We start from the raw sequence: 17,733 nt of genomic DNA, 5'->3' as shown, positions 1-17,733 counted from the left end.
CACCTCCTCCGCTCCTAGGGTACCGATGTGGACACTCTGCTCCCCACGGCGACGACGACCGAGGAACACCAGCGCGCGGCCCGGATCGCGGTGCTGCCCATCGGCAGTCACGAACAGCATGGTCCCTATCTGCCGCCGGCCACCGACACCCTGATCGCGGCGACCATCGCGGGCGAGCTCGCCGCCACCCATCCGGTGCGCCTGCTGCCCGCGCTGCCCATCTCCTGCTCCCAGGAGCACGCGGACTGGCCGGGCACGGTGAGCATCTCGGCGCGCACCCTCGACGCGTTCGTCCGGGATGTGGCCGCCTCGCTTCCCGGGATCGCGGGCCTGGTGCTGGTGAACGGGCACGGCGGCAACCACGTGCTCGGCAACACCGTGCAGGAGTCGGCGAACCTGGCGCTGTTTCGCAGCCCGCTCGACTGGGCGCGGGCGCACGAGGCAGCGGGTGTGCTGACGCATCCGGACGAGGACATGCACGCGGGCGAGCGGGAGACCTCGATCCTGTTGCGCGCGCATCCCGGTTTGGTGCGGCCCGAAACCGGGGTGATCGGGCGCCCCTCGCCTGGTCGAATCCTTCACCGAATACCTGACGCTGTTCAGCCAGTGCAGGCGCGCGGGTCAGGATAGGGCGCGATCCGCGCATCCCGGCGCAGGAGCAACACGAGGGCACCCGGCAAAGCGGCGACCAGGGTGAGCACCCCGTAGGCCACCCCGGCGGCGAGTCCGGCCCCCGCGCCGAGGCCCGCGGCACCGAAACCGATGGCGAGCACGGCTTCGCGCGGTCCCCAACCGCCGATGTTGACCGGAAGGGACATCGCCAGCAGCCCGAGCACCACGAGCGGAAGCAGCTCCGCCACGCCGGCGGTTGCCCCGGAGGCGCGTGCGGCGATCAGGAACAGCAGCACGTGCCCGAGGAAGGTCAGCACCGACATGAGCAGCACCCCGCGCAGCGCCGAACCGGTGAACGCGGTCCTGGCCTCGGCGAGAATGCGCATCAGCACCCGGTTCCGGCGCACCAACAGGACCACGGCGAGCGCCGCCAGCAGTGCGAATCCGGCGAGCAGACAGGCCGCGTACGGGGCGAGCAGGCCGAGCAGTTGCGGCTGGGCGAGCAGGATCAGCACGGCGACCGCGATCCCGACGATCTGGCCCGCGCTGCGTTCCAGTGCGACCGCGCGCATTCCCTTGCCGACATCCCCGATCAGCCGCCCGTGGTGCAGTCCCCGGTGCACATCCCCGAGCACGCCGACCGGAAGCACCGCGTTGAGCAGCAGCGCGCGGTAGTAGTCGGCGATCGCGGTGTCCAGCGGCAGCCGGATGTCCACGGCGCGGGCGATGTGCCACCACCGGCGCGCGCTGCACACCGTGGTGAGGAACCCGATCTCGAGCGCGGCGAGCAGCGTCCCCGGGCGCAGTGCGGCCAGCCCGTGCAGTGCGGAATCCGTGCCGAGCCGCAGTACGAGGACGAGCAGCACCCCGGCTCCGAGCAACGGTTGCAGTACCGACCACAGCTTGGCGGTCATGCCGGGCTACCTTCCGGAATCGCGAGCAGATCCTCGTGCCCGACGGTAACGCTGAAGGGCGTCGCGAGCCGGTGAGCCAGATACTCGCGCGCCGGTCCGGCGAGTTCCGGGCGGTACTCCACCGCGGCACGCACCCAGCCGCGCAGCCATTCCCCGGCGAGCGCGCTCGGCGCATCGAGCCGCCACGGACTCGGCCTCCGGTGCACCCGCGCACCCGCACGCGCGAAGGAGTTCGCCGCGGCGTCCACGGCATCCGGACCGAGCCCGGTGTGCCTGCGCTGGTGCGCATTGAAGGCCCGTACCAGCTCGGCATCGAGCGGATCGGCCGGGGCGAACCGCACCTCGCCGATGACGGTGAGGGTGAGCAGCGCGGGGCAGCCCGCGGCTACGCATCCGGTCGCGAGCGCCTCGAGCTGCGCGGTGTCCAGCAGATCGAGCAGCGCGGAGGCGGTGACCAGCGAGGTACCCGCGAATTCGGCAGGCAGCGGGCCCGCTTCGGGTTCCCAGCTGACCGGCAGTCGCGCGGCCGCGAGCAGTTCCGGGTCCCGGTCGTGCAGGATCCAGTGCTGTCCCCCGGAAAGCAGCGGGGCGAGCCAGCGGCCCATGGAACCGGTTCCGGCGCCGAGGTCCCGGATGATCGCGCGCTCGGGCAGCCGGATGAGCTCGGCCAGTTCCCGGGAGCGCGCGGCGGCGTCGGCCGGTTCCCGCAGCGCGAGCCAGTCGGCGCTGAAGGTCATTCCAGCACTCCCGCGATGCACCGGATCGTCTCCTCCCACGTGCCCAGTATCGTACGGCGCTCCCGCGCGGCCTTGCGTAGCCGAACGCGCAGCGCTTCCTCGACGAACCAGAGCCGCAGCGCGCTCGCGAAGGCCGCCGGATCACGCGGTTCGACGAGCAACCCGGCCGTGCCGACCGTCCCCGGGACCGCACCGGCCGCCGTGGCGAGCACCGGAATCCCGCGCGCGATCGCCTCGGTGAGCGCCATGCCGAAGGTCTCGGCGTGCGAGGCGAGCACGAACAGATCGGCGGCCGCATACCGCCGCGTGAGCGCGGTTCCGGTCAGCGGCCCGGTGAACCACACCCGATCGGCGATCCCGGCGCGTGCCGCGATTTCCCGGAGGTGGCCGGGATTCCCCGGCCCGACACAGGTACAGCGCCAATCCAGTTCGGGCACCTGCGCGAGGGCATCGAGGAGTAGTTCGTGCCCCTTGCGCGGGGTCAGCGAGGCCACGCAGAGCAGTTCGCCGCGCCCGTCGGTGCCGGGCGCGAGCGGCGCGGGTTCGGTGCCCGGGACCGCGATGTGCACCCGGCGCGCGGGAATCCCGTGTCGGCGCACCAGATCGCGCGCGGTGCACTCGCTGGTCGCGATCACCGCGTGCACCGCGTGCAGCGTTTCCCGTTCCCGCGCTTCGAGTCGCGGGTCCGCCCCGGTCTCATCGGTGAGCGGGAGATGCACCAGTACGGTGATCTTCAGCCGCTCCGCTTGGGGCACAATGACATCCGGCTGTCCACACGCGACAAGCCCATCGATCAGTACCCGGGATCCCGGTGGCCGCACGGCGAGCCCGCTGGCCAGCTCCATCCGTGCGGACTGGTCCCGTTCCGGCCAGCGCCCCGGCAGCACGACCTCGTGCAGGCCGAGTCCGGCGGCGATGCGGGCGTTGTAGACGTGCCCGCCGCTGGGCGCCGCCGGTTCCGGAGTCAGAAACGGGATCACAGCGCGCGCTCGTAGCTCGCCCACGCGATATGGGATTCGTGCAGGGTCACGGTGATTCCGGCAAGCCCGCGTGCCCCTTCGCCGAGTTCGCCCGCGTGCACCCGATCGGCGAGCCGGTCGGCGATCACCTTGGCCAGGTACTCGGTCGAGGTATTGCTGCCCGCGAACGCCGGTTCCTCGTCCAGATTCCGGTAGTTGAGTTCGCCGAGCACCTCGCCCAGTTTCGCGGTGGCCCGGCCGATGTCCACCACGATGTTGTCCGCATCCAGTTCGGCGCGGCGGAAAGTCGCGTCCACGACGAAGGTGGCACCGTGCAGATTGCGCGCCGGGCCGAACACCTCGCCGCGGAAACTGTGCGCGACCATCACGTGATCGCGAACGGTGACACTGAACATGATCTACTCCCCTGGATAGGAAATTCGGTGGCACAACCGGGTCGAGTTCACGATCTCCGGCATTTTCTCCGGCAGTTCGGCGAATGCGCTCTCTCCCGTGATGAGCGCGTCGAAAACGGGCGAGGCGAGGAATTCCACGGCCAGTGCCATTCGCTGCGCGAAATCCCGCCGCGGATGCGCCACCGTGCCGACCTGGCTGGCCCGCACCGTCAGCCTGCGCGAGTGGAAGTCCTCGCCGAGCGGCACGGTCACCGGGCGATCGCCGTACCAGCTCAGCTCGAGCACCTCGCCGTGCGGCGCGAGCAGTTCGAGGCAACGGGCCAGCCCCTCGGCGCTCGCGCTCGCGTGCACCACGCGATCACAGTTCCCGCGTGCCTGCCCGGGCTCGGCGAACTCCACCCCGAGGGCCGCGGCGACCGCTGCCCGTTCCGGATTCGTGTCCACCAACTGCACCCGGACACCGGGGATTCCGGCCAGCAGTGCGGCGACACAGCAACCGACCATGCCCGCGCCGACCACCGCGACCCGGTCGCCGAGCTGCGGGCGCGCGTCCCAGAGCGCGTTCACCGCGGTCTCCACCGTTCCCGCGAGCACCGCACGGTTCGCGGGAACCTCGTCCGGAATCGGGGTCACCGCGCTCGCCGGGACCACGTACGCACTCTGGTGCGGGTACAGGCAGAACACCGTGCGGCCGCGCAGCTCATCCGGGCCGCGCTCCACCCGGCCCACATTCAGATAGCCGTACTTCACCGGGAACGGGAACTCGCCCTCCTGGAACGGCGCCCGCATCCGCGCGTACTGGCTCGCCGGAATCCGGCCGTGGAACACCAGGTGTTCGGTACCCTTGCTGATCGCCGAATAGCGGGTGCGTACCAGCACCTCGTCCGGGCCGGGTGCGGGCAGGTCGAGGCCATGCAACTCGCCCTTTCCTGGAGAATGCACCCAGAACGCCTCTGCCATCGCCCACCCTCCGTGTTCGGTGCGCCGGGGCAGTCACGGTATCGCGATCGAGGAGTCGTGGGTGCACAGCGCGAGGAGGTCGGCCGGTGAGGTGTCCCACGGCGGCACCGGTTGGGGTGTGCTCGGCCTTGCCGGTCTCGCGCAGGTGGTGCTGCTCGCGCTGCTGTGGCGGCTGTTCAGGCTCGGGCTCGCCGGTTGGCTGGCCGGGCTGGGGTTCGCCTGCTGCCTGGTCGGGCTGCTCGCCGCGGGGCTGCGCGCCCGGCGTACCCGGCTCGGGCCCGCGGATCAGATCACCCTGCTTCGAGCGGTGTTCACCTGCGTGATCACCGCTCTCGTCGCAGAACATTGTTCCGGGTTTCTGCGAGAACAGCGTTCCGAAAGCAGAGCAGTGTTCTCGATTTTGCTCGGCCTGACGGTCCTCGCCCTCGCCCTCGACGCGCTGGACGGCCGGATCGCGCGGCGCACCGAGACCGCCTCCCCCTTCGGCGCGCGCTTCGATATGGAGACCGACGCCTGGGTCATCCTGGTGCTCAGCGCCTATGCCGCGACCATCGTCGGCTGGTGGGCACTGCTGATCGGCGCCATGCGATACCTGTTCCTCGCCGCGTCCCGCGTGTTCGGCTGGCTGACCGCACCGCTGCCCCCGAGTTTCGCCCGCAAGATGGTGGCCGCGTTCCAGGGAGTCCTGCTCACGCTCGCCATGCTGCTCGGCAATCTCGGGTTGTTCACCAGACAGCCGCCCTTCGGACGACCGGCCGCGATCGCCCTCGTCGCGCTGGCGCTCGTCCTACTCTGCTGGTCCTTCGGCCGAGACATCCGCTGGCTGAGCCGAAACCGGTGACAGCTCGGGCCGTTTCGCGGTGCGCCCGTCCCCCGAGGACCGCCCGCGGATCCGCCGCGCGACCCAGGGAGCGAGGAACTCCACCGCCCAGCGCGCTTCCCTGGCCACGGCCACCGGAAGCGAGGGCACCCGCCGCGGCGGCAGCGGCCGCGTCCAGTTCTCATCGCTTCCCGGAACCTGGAGCCCATGCGCGAACCCGGCGGCGAGCAGGGTGTGCCCCAGCGTGTTGAGGTGCAGCCGGTCCAGGCTCCAGATCCGCAGGTCGGTGCACACCGGATACCGATCGGTTTCCACGACCGTCGCACCGTTGCGCCCCGCGATCTCCCGGATCTGCGCGTTGAACCACTCGATGCGCGGCTGCAGTCGCCGCGCGATCGGCATGATCACCCCGACATCCGGATAGGTGAGCGTGGCGACCTTGGTGCCCGCCGAGCTGAGCGAACCGATCATCTCCTCCAGGTGACCGATCACCGCGGGGCCGTCGTATCCGGGCCGGATGATGTCGTTGAGCCCGGCGACGACCGTGGCCAGCTCGGGACGCATCACGAGGGCGGGGCCGAGCTGCTCGGCGTGCACCTCGCCGACCTTCTTCCCGCGCACGGCGAGGTTGGCGTAGCGCAGTCCGGGGTTCACCGCGGCCAGGTGTCCGGCGAGCCGATCGGCCCAGCCACGGAAACCCGCCTTGTCGTCCCCGTCGTGCAGTCCCTCGGTCTGGCTGTCGCCGATCGCGACATAACTGGCGTACACGTCGACCACGATACCCAGCGAGACCACTCGCCCCCTCCCCGTGGGACCGAGCTCACGAACCGGCCCGGATCGGTTCGCCCGCCGAATGCAGATGCCGCAGCGTTTCCCCGTACGAGGCGAGCAGCCCCGTCTCGTAATAAGGCAAGCCGAGCTCCGCGCAGTACTCGCGCACCACGACTTGCGCCCGCGGCAGATTGATCGCCGCCATATTCGGGAAAAGGTGGTGCTCGATCTGGTAATTCAACCCGCCCATCGCATTGTCCACGAACCAGCCACCGCGTACATTCCGCGTGGTCAGTACCTGACGGCGCAGATAGTCGAGTTTCTCGCCCTCTTTCAGGGTGGGCATTCCCTTGTGGCCGGGCGCGAAAACCGACCCCATGTAGACACCCCACAGGCACTGGTGCACCACGAGGAACACGATGGCCTTCTCCGGCGAAAGCACGAGGAACAGCGCGGCGAGATAACCGAGCACGTGCACGGACAACAGCAGCCCCTCGAGCCATTTGTGCTTCATCGGGCTGCTGCGCAACGCGCGGAACCCGGACAGGTGCAGGTTGATTCCCTCCAGGGTGAGCAGCGGGAAGAAGATGAATGCCTGATAACGGCCGACGAACCGGGGCAGTCCTTTGCTCGCCCGCGCCTGATCCTTCGACCACACGATGATGTCCGGTTCGACGTCGGGATCGAGTTCCTCGTGGTTGGGATTGGCGTGATGCCGGGTGTGTTTGTCCATCCAGCTGCCGTAACTCATGCCGATACCGAGGTTTCCCGCGATCCATCCGGCGAGCTGGCTCAGCTTGCGCTTACGGAACACCTGCCGGTGCGCGATATCGTGCGAGACGAGCGCGACCTGGGCGTACATCAGCGCGAAGAACGCCGCGATCCCCACCTGCCACCAGCTGTCGCCGAGCAGGAAGAACGCGGCGATCCCGCCGAGGTAGAGGGCGGCGGTGCTCCCGATACGCAGTGTGTAGTAACCGGGCCTGCGGTCGAAAAGGCCCTTGGCGGCGATTCTCCTGGAGAGCTTCGCGAAATCACTCCCGGTTTCCCGCTCTTCGGCGGGCGGGCTGAGGGTTTCCGTTGTCATGACCACGAAACTAGGGACCGGAAGCCGAGAACGGAGGCCAGCGCGCCCCCATCTTTTCCGGGGGCAGGCCCTACCGCGCGGCCCTTCCGGCAACGCACGACCAGCTTGGCTGTGCCAGTGGATACCAAACCGACCTCCAGTAAACCGACCCTCTGGCGGCCAGGGGACCTTGCCTGTGCCGGTCGGCTCACTTGCGGTCTCATTGTTATGGTCCCGGCATGTCCGAGACCTCCCGGCCACCGGCAGCCGCGGCCGCACGACTGCTCGGCTGGCTGTGGGTGGCCGCCGGGGTGATCTCCGCCGGTTTCATCGCACTGCTCGCCACGACCACGATCACCGCCCAGGACGCGGTGTGGTTGCTCGGACTGTCCGCCGCGATCCTGGCGTTGTTCGGGCAGACCCGGCAGGCGCGCACCGAGGGCGCGTGGAAAACCGGTCCCGCCGTGGTGTTCGCCGCGGTGCTGGCGCTCACCCTGGTCTTCCTCGCCGTCCTCGCCTGGCGCTCTGCCGTGCTCGCCCCGATAGGTATCCTGTCGGCCATTCCGTGTTTCCTCGCCGCACGGACGCAGTTCCGCCGTTGAATTCCGGTCCCGGATGTCGCGAATGGCATAATCACCGGTGACCGTGGCCGACCAATTGAGGAGTACGGTTCGCGATGCGTAGCAAGGTCCAGAAGATCACCCCGAAAAAAGCCGAGACGATGCTGGAGGCGAACACCTCGAACCGGCCCCTTTCCAAGCCGGTGGTGCGCGCCTTCGCCGAAGCCATGCGCCGCGGCGAATGGCAGGTCACCCACCAGGGCATCGCCTTCGACACCAACGGCGTGCTCGTGGACGGACAACACCGGCTCGCCGCGATCATCGCCGCCGGTGGGCCGGTCGAGATGACCGTGTTCACCGAAGTCCCCCCGGACACCTTCGACGTACTCGACACCGGAAAGCGCCGCAACGCGGCCGATGTACTCGCCATCGAGGGCGAGAAATCGGCCATCATTCTCGCCGCCATGCTGCGCACCGTGTGGCTGTTCGAGAACCGGCCGGATTCGAGCTGGTCCGGTGGCGCTGCTTCGGTGACCAACCATCAGATCCTGGAAACTCTCGAGGCGCATCCCGGAATCCGCGATTTCGTCGGCCTCGGGGAACGGGTCGCCGTCGAGACCGCGATGATCAAATCGGCCGCGGGCGCCGCCTGTTACCTCGTCGATTCGGCGAACGGCCACACCGGCCTCGAGGACTGGTACGATGGCATCATCGAGGGCGCGGGACTGCAACGCAGTGACCCCCGCCTGGTCTTCCGCAACACCATGTTCCGCCTGGCCCGAAAACAGGCCGGCCAGGTGCAGCGACGCCGGGAGACCAGAGAACACATCGCCCTCTACCTCAAGGCGTTCAACGCCTGGGCCACCGGCGAAGAGCTCGGGCAACTGCGTTACACACCACGGGAACCGCTGAGCGCTGTCGCCAAGAAGAAATGATTCGCCCCTTCACGGTATCGCTGCATTCGGAGACCAGTACCGGAAATTCGCTGACCGCGCAGGTACTCGCCGCACTCGACCAGGTCACCACGGTCAAGACCTGCGAGGTGCCCGGGGCCGGAGTGTGCACTGTGGACGAAGCGCTTTCCTTGCTGGCCAACCGGACCCGGATCGAACTGATCACCTGCACGACGAAACGGCTGGAGACCTGCCGCATCCGTGCCGAGAACGACGGCCCGGTCACGGCGTACTGGCCCCCATTGGGGCACGCCGCGCCCGGAGAGCACCGGGATCAGACGCACCGGGCCGCGATCCAGCGCCGTCAGGATCTCGGCGACCACCTGCTCCGCGAAGCAGGCGCGCACGCCGACGCGCTGTTCGGGGTGCACGGCCAGGCGCAGTACGTGCGACCACCCGCGGAAATGCTGCGCGATCAAATCGACCTGCGCGGCACTTGTTACCTGGCACGGCGACTACTCGGCGATCGGCTTGCCCGGCTGGGCGAACTGCTCGCCGGCCACGGGATCGCCGATGCGCAGTTCCACGACTCGGGGGTAATGCTGCGCACCCGCTATGAAACGCGGCGCCCGGACGAGCTCAACGCGTTCTATCACGCGGTCAACGAACTCGTCCGGGACTGCTTCGCCGCTCTGTGCTAGCGAATCACTTGTCCACGTGACCGGCCAGCTCCTGCTCACTCGGCCAGCGTCCGCCGTTCTGCCAGAAGAACCGCACCTGCTCGAGCGGCTTGCCCTTGGTCTCCGGGGCGAACGCGAGCACGAACACGAACGAGATCGCCGCGAGCACACCGAAGATGATGAACGTGGCCGCCCCGCCCAGATCGGTGAGCACGGGCAGGAAGAACTGCGCGACGATGAAGTTCGCGACCAGATCGGCGGTGAGCATGAAGGTCGCACCGAGGCTGCGCAGCCGCGCCGGGAAGCTCTCCGAGGCGTACACCCAGACCAGCGAGCCGAATCCGAAGTTGAAGCCCGCGGTGAACACGATGATGCCGATGAATCCGAGTGTGGAACCGCTTTGCAGGTCGCCGGTGGTGAACACGACGATCATCAGCACCGAGGCCACGAGCATGGCGCCGATCCCGGTCATCAGGATCGGCCTGCGCCCGAACCGGTCGATGATGAACAGCGAGATGATCGTGGCCACGAGCGCGCAGCCTTGCACGATCGAGGGGAAGCCGAGCGTGGACGCGTTACCGTGGTAGCCCATCTGTTCGAACAGCTTCGGGCTGTAGTAGGTGATCGCGTTGATTCCGGTGATCTGCACGAGGAAACCGAGGATCAGCACGAAAACCGTGGCGCGCAGATAGGGCTTGCGGAACATCTCGCCGATGCCGCCACCGCGTTCGGCCTCCATGTCCTTGTTGATCGCGGCGATCTCGGCATCCACATCCGCGCCCGGATCAGCGCGCATCATGGTCTTGCGCGCTTCCTCGGCGCGCCCCTTCATCAGGTACCAGCGCGCCGTGTCCGGCAACCGGAACAGCAGGAACAGCACCAGAACCGAGGGAATCGCGGAAAGCCCGAGCATGAGCTCCCAGTTACCCGAACCGGAGAGCCCGAAGTCCACCAGGTAGCCGAGCAGGATACCGGTCACGGTGGCGACCTGGTACCCGACGACCAGCGAACCGCGGATCTGCGCGGGCGCCGATTCGGCGATGAAGATCGGTGCCACCACAAGGGAGAGACCGATCGTGAGGCCCAGGAAGAACCGGGCGATGTCCAGGGTGACGATGTCCCCGGAAAGCGCGGACCACAGCGCGAATATCGCGTAGCCGATGGCCACGAGGACCATCGTGAGTTTGCGGCCGATGGCCATGGAGAGCTTGCCCGCGATCAGCGCGCCGACGATATTGCCCGCGACGAGCACCGAGTTGAGGCTGCCGCTCCCGGCGTCCGAGAGATTCATGTCCTTCTCGATGAACAGCAACGCCCCGGCCATGTTCCCCTGGTCATAGCCGTAGATGATGCCGATCGTCGCGGCGGCAACCGCGATGAGTTTTCCGAGACCGGATAACTTCGGCCTGGTGGCCGGACTCATTGGCGTCGCTGACAATGTGGATCCCTTCTCCTTACCTAAGCACGCCGAGTAATCGGGTGATCTCGGCTGCGACGGCCGCCCTCGCGGGACCGAGGTATTTCCTCGGATCGACCAGGTCCCCGTCGGCGTCGAGGCTATCGCGGACGGTCTTGGTAAGTACCTTGTTCAGTTGAGTCGCGATATTAATTTTTCGCATCCCCGCCGCGACGGCCGCGGCGATCCCCGCATCGGAAACGCCCGAGGATCCGTGCAGCACAAGGGGAACCGGGACCGCATCCCGTAGCCGCGCGATCAGTTCCACGTCGAGGACGGCATCCCTGCTGGTCATGGCGTGCGAACTGCCCACTGCCACGGCGAGCGCGTCCACCCCGGTCTCGGCGACGAAGGTCTTCGCCTCGCCCGGATCCGTGCGCACCCACGGGGCGTGCGCACCGTCCTTGCCACCGACCTCACCGAGTTCGGCCTCTACCAGCACCCCGGCGGCGTGGCAGCGTTCGACGACTGTCCGTGTCCGCGCGACATTCTCCGCGTAGTCCATTGTGGACGCGTCGAACATCGCCGAGCCGAAGCCGAGCTCCACCGCCTCCGCGACGAGTTCCTCACTCTCCGCGTGGTCCAGGTGCACCGCGACCGGAACCGGGGCCTGTTCGGCCGCCCGCAGCGCCGCGCTGCCGAGCGGGGCGAGCCCGCCGTGATAGCGCACGGTGTTGTGGCTGATCTGCAGGATGACCGGGGTGCGCGCGGCCGCGGCTCCGGAGATGATGCCCTCGATGTGTTCGAAGGCGATGATGTTGAACGAGCCCGCGCCCCGGGAACGGGCGACCGCCTCCGCGAGGACCTCGCTCGTCGGTACCAGTGGCATCTACGCCTCCACCTGATGCGTCGTGACCCGCGCCCGGATCGCACGGTAATACTCGAGATCCACCGAACCGGCCAGTGGTGCCCGAACCGCGGCTGCGGAAAGGGCGACCGCCTCGGTCAGCGTCTCGGCGAACGGGCGCCCCGTGGCCAGTCCCCTGGCGAGCGCGGCGACACAGGCGTCCCCGGCACCGGTCGGGTTGCCGTGCACGGTTTCCGGTGGGCGCGCCCGCCAGGCCCCGGTGTCGTCCACGCCGAGCAGGCCCTCGGCGCCGTAGGAGGTCACCACCGCACAGCCGTATTTCCGGTGCACCGCACCGGGATCCGGGGAACCGGGCAGTTCGGCCAGCTCGGCATCGTTCGGTTTCACCAGCCGGGGGCGTGCGGCAAGCCCTTCGGCGAGCGGGTGGCCCGAGGTGTCCAGGATCGCCGGCACCCCGGCATGTTCGGCCAGCCGCACCAGTTCGGCGTACCCGTCGGCCGGGGCACCGGGCGGGAGGCTGCCGGAAAGCACGAGCACCCGGGCCGAGGCGAGCGCCTCGGCCACCGTTTCCGCGCAGGCGCGCCATTCCCCGGCGCTCAACTCCGGTCCCGGCTCGTTCACGATCGTCGCGCTGCCATCCGATTCCGCGCGCAAGGTCACCGTCTGCCTGCATTCGCCCACGACCGGAACGAACCGGTTGGCCAGCCCGGAAGCCCCCAACTCGCGAACAATGAAATCTCCGTTCGCGCCGCCCGCGATCCCGAGCGCCACAACGGGTTCGCCGAGAGAATGCAGCACGCGCGCCACGTTCACGCCCTTGCCGCCCGCGCGTTTGTCCACTCGCCGCGGGCGAAGCGTCGCACCGATCCGCACCTCGGACAGACCGTAGGTGACGTCCACGGCAGGATTCGGGGTGACGGTGACGATCACGGTGCGAGCCTCCGCGCGAGTAGCGCGGCGCCGACACAGCCTGCCGAGGCGCCGAGCGCGGCCAGCCGAAGTACCGGCCTGCGATGGAAGGTGAGCCGATCGTCGAGGCGAGCGGCGAGTGGTCCGAGCAATCGAGCGCCTGCCCCGAAAACCCCGCCACCGCACACGATCACCTCGGGCCCGAGAATCGTGGTGGCCGCGGCGAGGGCGACGGTGAGCGCTTCGAGCAGCCCGTCCCGCACCGCGGCGCAGTCCGCATCCGTGCCGCCGAGGATGTCCGCACTGCTGGCCCGGATTCCGGTCCTGCGCTCGTATTCGGCGGCGATCGCCGGACCGGTGGCCACGGTTTCCAGGCAGCCGGTCGCCCCGCAGACACAGGCTTTCCCGGTCCCCGCATCGAGATGCCCGAGTTCACCGGCATAGCCACCGGAAGAATAGGCCCGGCCGTCGATGGTGAGCGCGGACGCGATCCCGGTACCGATGGGCAGGAACAGGGATGTGGAAAACCCTTTGCCCGCACCGAGAACTGCCTCCGCGAGCCCCCCGGCGCGCACATCGTGCCCGAACGCGACGGTTCCGCCGATCCGCTGTTCGAGCAGCGCGTGCAGCGGGGCGTCCCGCCAGCCGAGATTACCCGAGAAACGTGCTATCCCCTCGGCCTCGTCCACCACACCGGGCACGACGACGCCGACCCCGGTCACCGGGGCATCGGCCTTCTCCCGCAAAGCGGCCACCACATCGGCGGTCTCCTCCGCGACCGCACCGGCCGGATCCCCCGCGTCCACCGGGGTCGGGCGGCCGCACTGCTCGGTGCGCGCGTACGCCTCGTCGAACAGCGCGGCCTTGATCGAGGTCCCCCCGACGTCGACGCCGATCACCAGCCCGCCAGTCATGGTCACTCCAGGACGACCGAGCGGGAGAGGTGGCGCGGCTGGTCCGGATCGAGCCCGTGGTGCTCGGCGATGGCGACCGCCAGCAGCTGGGCGCGAACCAGGCCGGCGAGCGGATCGATGTCCTCGTGCACGATCCGGGCTCCGGTAGCACGCACATCCTCGATGAGGCCATCCGGGATCTCGCCGAACATCCACACCACGCGGCCCGGTGCGGCGATGCTGATCGGGCCGTGCCGGTACTCGTGCGCCGGATAGGACTCCGCCCAGCTCCGGGATGCCTCGCGCATCTTCAGTGCCGCCTCGTTCGCGATCCCGACGTTCTGTCCGGTGCCCACGAAGGTGAACTGCTCGGCGTCCACGAGTTCGCGGGATTCGGTGTCCAGCACCCGCTGCGCCTGATCCGCGGCCGGGAGCACATCCACGCCGAGGTGGGTGCGCAGCAGCGCGAGTGCGCTCGTGGCGAACCGGGTCTGCACCACCGAGCGTTCATCGGCGAACCGCAGATCGATCACCTCGCGGGCGCGGTCCCCGATCGCTTCGGGCACCCCGGTGAGCACGGTGCTGCGAGCCGGATCGAGCGAATCGAGCAGGTGCAGCACCTCGGTCGTGGTGCCGGATCGGGTGATCGCCACGACCCGATCGTAGGCGCGGCCCTCGGGCATCTCCGAGGCCGCGAAGGCGTCGGTGATCCCCTGCCCGCGCGCCTCGCGCAGCGCGGCATAGGACTGCGCGATGAACCACGAGGTGCCGCAGCCCACGACCGCGACCCGCTCGCCCTCCACGGGCAGCCCCGCGACGTCCTGCGCCAGCGTCGCGACCTTGCGCCAGCATTCCGGCTGGCTGGCGATCTCGTCCCGCACGAACATACCTGCTCCATTCTCCCAAGACTCAGTTAAGCTGCGCGTTATTGCTCTGTCAATGCCTGTTTTGAACATATTTTTGCAACCTCCCTGCAGTCCCCGGGAGCCGCCCTTGACGAGTGGCCCAGGACACACCAAAGATGATCAGCGGGCATCGAAGATGTGCGGAACATCGAGGCTGTTGAGAACATCGAGGAAACGGGCGGTGCGCGATGGGGCGCTCACTTGGTCGCAGCGGTGTGCTCGTCTGCTGTGTGGTCGCGGCGTTACTGGCCGGAATGGTGGGCAGCGCATCGGCCGGGCAATGGCACCGGAAAACCCCGCCGATCTCCACCCCGTGGACCGATGCGGTCGGCCCGGGCAATGCCCTTCCGGAGTACCCGCGCCCGCAGCTGCAACGGGAACGCTGGCTCAATCTGAACGGCCTCTGGCAGTACGGCACGAACAAGAACGCGCTCGATGAGCAGATCCTGGTCCCCTATTCCCCGGAATCGGCACTGTCCGGAATCCAGCGCCATGACGACCGGATGTGGTACCAGCGCAGCTTCACCGTGCCGAATTCCTGGCACGGACAACGGATCCTGCTGCACTTCGGCGCGGTGAGCCAGGAAGCGACGGTGTTCGTGAACGGCAAGCAGGTGGCCAGCCACCGCGGCGGATACGGCTCCTTCTCCGCCGATGTCACCGATGCCATCCGCGGCACCGGTCCGCAGCGGCTCACCGTTTCGGCGCGCGCGGATGTGGAGAACGGCGCGTATCCGATCGGCAAGCAGCGCATCAAACCGGGCGGGATCCTCTACACCGCGAGCTCGGGAATCTGGCAGACCGTGTGGGCCGAACCGGTCCCCAGCACGCACCTTGCCAAGCTGGACGTCACCCCTGATCCGGAGAACGGTGCCTTCCGGATCACCCCGCGGGCAACCGGGCACGCGGCCGTCGAGGTCACGGTGCGGGAAAAATCCGGGCGCCTGGTCGCGAAGGGCATCGGATCTGCGGGGAAGACGCAGCGGCTGCGGATCGCGCACCCGCGCCTGTGGAGCCCGGAGGATCCCTACCTCTACGACATCCGCGCGCGCGTGCTCGGCAGCGGGGATTCGGTGCGCAGCTACGCCGGGATGCGCGAGATCGGCATCAAGAAGGACAGCCAGGGCCGCCCGCGGATGGCGCTCAACGGCAAGATCGTGTTCCAGCACGGACCGCTCGACCAGGGGTACTGGCCGGACGGGATCTACACCGCGCCGACCGATTCCGCGCTGCGCTACGACCTCGAACAGACCAAGGCGCTCGGCTTCAACATGGTGCGCAAACACACCAAGGTGGAGCCCGCACGGTGGTACTACTGGGCGGACAAACTCGGACTGCTGGTGTGGCAGGACATGCCCGCGCTGCCCATCGACCTCGACATCCCGCCCGAGCAGAGCCCGCCGCCTACCACGGCGCAGCGGGCCAATCTGCAGGACGGCCTCCGCGAGCTGATCGACCAGCACCGCAGCGACACCTCCATCGTCACCTGGGTGCCGTTCAACGAGGGCTGGGGCGAATTCGACACCGAACGCATCGCCGAGGAGACCAAACGCCTCGATCCGACCCGGCTCGTGGACGCCGAAAGCGGGGTCAACTGCTGCTACTCGGAACCGGACACCGGGGCGGGCGATATCTACGACGACCACACCTATGTCGGCCCGGGTAAACCGACCGTGCGGGATGCGCGCGCGATCGCGGACGGTGAATACGGCGGGCTCGGTCTCGTCCTCGACGGCCATGTCTGGCCGGGTAAGCCACAGGCCTACGAAATGGAGAAAACGCAGCAGCAGCTGACCCGCCGCTATGGCGAGGTCAGCAAGGATCTGGCGAAAACGGTGCGGGACAACGGATTGTCCGCGGCCGTCTACACCCAGACGACCGATGTGGAGAACGAGGTCAACGGGCTCATGACCTATGACAGGCGGATCGTGAAAGCGGATCCACGGACCGTGCGAGCCGACAACCTCGCGGTGATCAAGGCAGGGACAGAATGAACATCAGCAGGCGAGCCGCACTGACGACGGCGATGGCGGCCGGGGCGACGGTGGCAGGCGCGAGCACGGCATCGGGCGCGAATTCGGTTTCAGCTTCGGAGCAATCCGTTGCACCGCAAGCAAAGCAGACGGGGGAGAACGGGGCCGTCTACCGGCTCCGGCGCGGTTCACACGAAGCCGTGGTCACCGGGGTCGCCGCCGCGCTGTACTCCTGGAAGGTGGACGGCGAGGAAATTCTGGCCACCCACGATCCCCGGGTCATGGGTGAGGCCGGTTATCAGGGAAAGACCATTCTCCCGTGGTGCAACCGGATCGCGGCGGGCAAATACACCTTCGAGGGCACCGAATACCAGGTGCCGATCAACGAGGTCGCCAAGAACACCGCGCTGCACGGGTTGCTCAATTTCGTGGAATGGGAGCTCGTGCACCACGACGGGCACCGGCTCGTACTCGAATACACCGAACCGCCCTCCTACGGGTATCCGTTCCACCTCCGGTTCCGCATCGGCTACACGATGAATCGCGACGGATTGCAGTGCACGCTGAGCGCACGCAATATCGGCACCACCAACGCCCCGTTCACCACGGCGACCCACATTTATGTCGCCGCCCCACCCGGCGGACATGTGGACGATCTGGTCGTGGAACTGCCCGCGGCGAGCTATTACCTGGTGGACGACAATCTGATCCCGACCGGGAAAGCAGCGGTCGCCGGTACCGAATACGATTTCCGCGCGCCCCGTACGATCGGTGCGCAGAAACTCGACACCGCGTTCACCGATGTGACGACGCAGAACGGCCGCTCCCACGCGATCGTGCGCAGGCCGGGCTCGGTGGATATCGAGCTGTGGATGGACGCCGAGCACAACTACTACCAGATGTACAGCGACGACAGCCCCTCTGTTCCGCGCCCGAAACGCATCGGTCTCGCGCTCGAACCCATGGTCGGTGCCCCGAACGCGTTCAACACCGGGGACGGCCTCGTCACGATCGCACCGGGCAGCGCATGGGCGGGCAACTGGGGACTGCGGGCCGTATAGCCGACCCGGTTATGCTCCCTGCTCACGTACCGCTACAGGGAGGTAACCGATGCGATTCACCAAACTGATCGGCAAGGCCGCTGCGCTGGCCACGTTCACCGGCCTTGTGCTCGCGGCCACGAGCGCCGCCGCGACGAACGGGGCGGTGCCGTTCGGTGGCGAAGCAGGCGGAAACCACGGCACGCACGCCGGTCTGATCGTGATCAACCCACAGGGCAGCGACAGCCTGATCGAGATCGACCGCGCGATCAACCTCGACCTGACGCTGATCAATATCGGCGGCGACCGGAAGAATTAGCCGCGTTACGTTGAGCTGGATCAAGACCGGCGTAATTCACAG

The 17,733-nt window shown here is 68.2% G+C and carries 20 protein-coding genes; 8 read left to right on the top strand and 12 right to left on the bottom strand.

All coding sequences use genetic code 11. The features are described 5' to 3' along the window. Window positions 1-27: 27 nt before the first annotated feature. Window positions 28-630 carry a creatininase family protein gene (locus A37U_RS0134355; RefSeq protein ID WP_020501197.1) on the top strand — a complete coding sequence of 201 codons (603 nt, stop codon included), beginning with the start codon at window positions 28-30 and terminating at the stop codon, window positions 628-630. Here A37U_RS0134355 and A37U_RS46795 read toward each other — a convergent pair. From A37U_RS46795 to A37U_RS0134330, 5 genes are read right to left on the bottom strand one after another with little or no spacing between them, the layout of a single operon-like run. Then, the gene (locus A37U_RS46795; protein WP_020501196.1) at window positions 600-1,526 is read right to left on the bottom strand and encodes a lysylphosphatidylglycerol synthase transmembrane domain-containing protein; all 927 of its coding nucleotides are present in this window, start codon (window positions 1,524-1,526) and stop codon (window positions 600-602) included. The two genes, A37U_RS0134355 and A37U_RS46795, sit on opposite strands and share 31 nt — an antisense overlap. Next, window positions 1,523-2,263, bottom strand: a complete 741-nt coding sequence (locus tag A37U_RS0134345) for a small ribosomal subunit Rsm22 family protein (protein ID WP_020501195.1) — start codon at window positions 2,261-2,263, stop codon at window positions 1,523-1,525. Before A37U_RS0134345 ends, A37U_RS46795 begins: the two co-directional genes overlap by 4 nt. Then, window positions 2,260-3,243, bottom strand: a complete 984-nt coding sequence (locus A37U_RS0134340) for a glycosyltransferase family 4 protein (RefSeq protein WP_020501194.1) — start codon at window positions 3,241-3,243, stop codon at window positions 2,260-2,262. Before A37U_RS0134340 ends, A37U_RS0134345 begins: the two co-directional genes overlap by 4 nt. Further along, window positions 3,240-3,638, bottom strand: a complete 399-nt coding sequence (locus tag A37U_RS0134335) for a 6-pyruvoyl trahydropterin synthase family protein (protein WP_020501193.1) — start codon at window positions 3,636-3,638, stop codon at window positions 3,240-3,242. The genes A37U_RS0134340 and A37U_RS0134335 overlap by 4 nt, the downstream gene beginning before the upstream one ends. A 3-nt stretch (window positions 3,639-3,641) precedes the next feature. After that, the gene (locus tag A37U_RS0134330) at window positions 3,642-4,598 is read right to left on the bottom strand and encodes a zinc-dependent alcohol dehydrogenase (protein ID WP_020501192.1); all 957 of its coding nucleotides are present in this window, start codon (window positions 4,596-4,598) and stop codon (window positions 3,642-3,644) included. Between the two features lie 61 nt (window positions 4,599-4,659). On the opposite strand from A37U_RS0134330, the gene A37U_RS46790 reads away from it, so the two are divergent. Beyond that, window positions 4,660-5,439 (top strand): CDP-alcohol phosphatidyltransferase family protein, encoded by a 780-nt coding sequence (locus A37U_RS46790; RefSeq protein ID WP_240437774.1) that lies wholly within the window; start codon window positions 4,660-4,662, stop codon window positions 5,437-5,439. On the opposite strand, the gene A37U_RS0134320 is transcribed toward A37U_RS46790, so the two are convergent. Next, window positions 5,386-6,213: an SGNH/GDSL hydrolase family protein gene (locus A37U_RS0134320; protein WP_020501190.1), complete on the bottom strand. Its 828-nt coding sequence runs from the start codon at window positions 6,211-6,213 to the stop codon at window positions 5,386-5,388. The two genes, A37U_RS46790 and A37U_RS0134320, sit on opposite strands and share 54 nt — an antisense overlap. A 25-nt stretch (window positions 6,214-6,238) precedes the next feature. Then, window positions 6,239-7,276, bottom strand: a complete 1,038-nt coding sequence (locus A37U_RS0134315; protein ID WP_020501189.1) for a fatty acid desaturase family protein — start codon at window positions 7,274-7,276, stop codon at window positions 6,239-6,241. Between the two features lie 218 nt (window positions 7,277-7,494). On the opposite strand from A37U_RS0134315, the gene A37U_RS0134310 reads away from it, so the two are divergent. The 3 genes from A37U_RS0134310 to A37U_RS0134300 all read left to right on the top strand — a co-directional run bounded on the left by A37U_RS0134310 (window position 7,495) and on the right by A37U_RS0134300 (window position 9,409). Then, window positions 7,495-7,857: a hypothetical protein gene (locus tag A37U_RS0134310; protein ID WP_020501188.1), complete on the top strand. Its 363-nt coding sequence runs from the start codon at window positions 7,495-7,497 to the stop codon at window positions 7,855-7,857. A 74-nt stretch (window positions 7,858-7,931) separates the two neighbouring features. Further along, entirely contained in the window at window positions 7,932-8,750 is an 819-nt protein-coding gene (locus A37U_RS0134305; RefSeq protein ID WP_020501187.1) for a hypothetical protein, read from the top strand. Beyond that, complete coding sequence (locus tag A37U_RS0134300) at window positions 8,747-9,409, top strand: hypothetical protein (protein ID WP_020501186.1); 663 nt, start codon at window positions 8,747-8,749, stop codon at window positions 9,407-9,409. The genes A37U_RS0134305 and A37U_RS0134300 overlap by 4 nt, the downstream gene beginning before the upstream one ends. 4 nt (window positions 9,410-9,413) lie before the next feature. Here A37U_RS0134300 and A37U_RS0134295 read toward each other — a convergent pair whose 3' ends face one another. The 5 genes from A37U_RS0134295 to A37U_RS0134275 are packed head-to-tail and all read right to left on the bottom strand — an operon-like array spanning window position 9,414 to window position 14,341. After that, window positions 9,414-10,919 carry a sugar porter family MFS transporter gene (locus tag A37U_RS0134295; protein WP_276143454.1) on the bottom strand — a complete coding sequence of 502 codons (1,506 nt, stop codon included), beginning with the start codon at window positions 10,917-10,919 and terminating at the stop codon, window positions 9,414-9,416. Then, window positions 10,843-11,673, bottom strand: coding sequence for a class II fructose-bisphosphate aldolase (locus tag A37U_RS0134290; RefSeq protein ID WP_020501184.1), 831 nt, complete (start codon window positions 11,671-11,673; stop codon window positions 10,843-10,845). The genes A37U_RS0134295 and A37U_RS0134290 overlap by 77 nt, the downstream gene beginning before the upstream one ends. Next, on the bottom strand, window positions 11,674-12,582 hold the full coding sequence (locus tag A37U_RS0134285) for a 1-phosphofructokinase family hexose kinase (protein ID WP_020501183.1): 909 nt from the start codon (window positions 12,580-12,582) through the stop codon (window positions 11,674-11,676). Beyond that, on the bottom strand, window positions 12,579-13,475 hold the full coding sequence (locus tag A37U_RS0134280; protein WP_020501182.1) for an ROK family protein: 897 nt from the start codon (window positions 13,473-13,475) through the stop codon (window positions 12,579-12,581). The genes A37U_RS0134285 and A37U_RS0134280 overlap by 4 nt, the downstream gene beginning before the upstream one ends. 2 nt (window positions 13,476-13,477) lie before the next feature. Beyond that, window positions 13,478-14,341 (bottom strand): SIS domain-containing protein, encoded by an 864-nt coding sequence (locus A37U_RS0134275; RefSeq protein ID WP_020501181.1) that lies wholly within the window; start codon window positions 14,339-14,341, stop codon window positions 13,478-13,480. Window positions 14,342-14,547: 206 nt separating this feature from the next. On the opposite strand from A37U_RS0134275, the gene A37U_RS0134265 reads away from it, so the two are divergent. The 3 genes from A37U_RS0134265 to A37U_RS0134255 are packed head-to-tail and all read left to right on the top strand — an operon-like array spanning window position 14,548 to window position 17,691. After that, on the top strand, window positions 14,548-16,353 hold the full coding sequence (locus tag A37U_RS0134265) for a glycoside hydrolase family 2 protein (RefSeq protein WP_020501180.1): 1,806 nt from the start codon (window positions 14,548-14,550) through the stop codon (window positions 16,351-16,353). Next, window positions 16,350-17,393 (top strand): aldose 1-epimerase family protein, encoded by a 1,044-nt coding sequence (locus tag A37U_RS0134260; protein WP_026197913.1) that lies wholly within the window; start codon window positions 16,350-16,352, stop codon window positions 17,391-17,393. The genes A37U_RS0134265 and A37U_RS0134260 overlap by 4 nt, the downstream gene beginning before the upstream one ends. A gap of 49 nt (window positions 17,394-17,442) precedes the next feature. Beyond that, complete coding sequence (locus A37U_RS0134255) at window positions 17,443-17,691, top strand: hypothetical protein (protein ID WP_020501178.1); 249 nt, start codon at window positions 17,443-17,445, stop codon at window positions 17,689-17,691. The last annotated feature ends 42 nt before the right edge of the window (window positions 17,692-17,733 follow it).

The sequence above is a fragment of the Sciscionella marina DSM 45152 genome (assembly GCF_000379465.1).
GTDB classification, from domain to species: Bacteria; Actinomycetota; Actinomycetes; order Mycobacteriales; family Pseudonocardiaceae; genus Sciscionella; species Sciscionella marina.
Note: the sequence above shows the minus strand (reverse complement) of the source record. Positions and strands in the feature narration are given on the sequence as shown.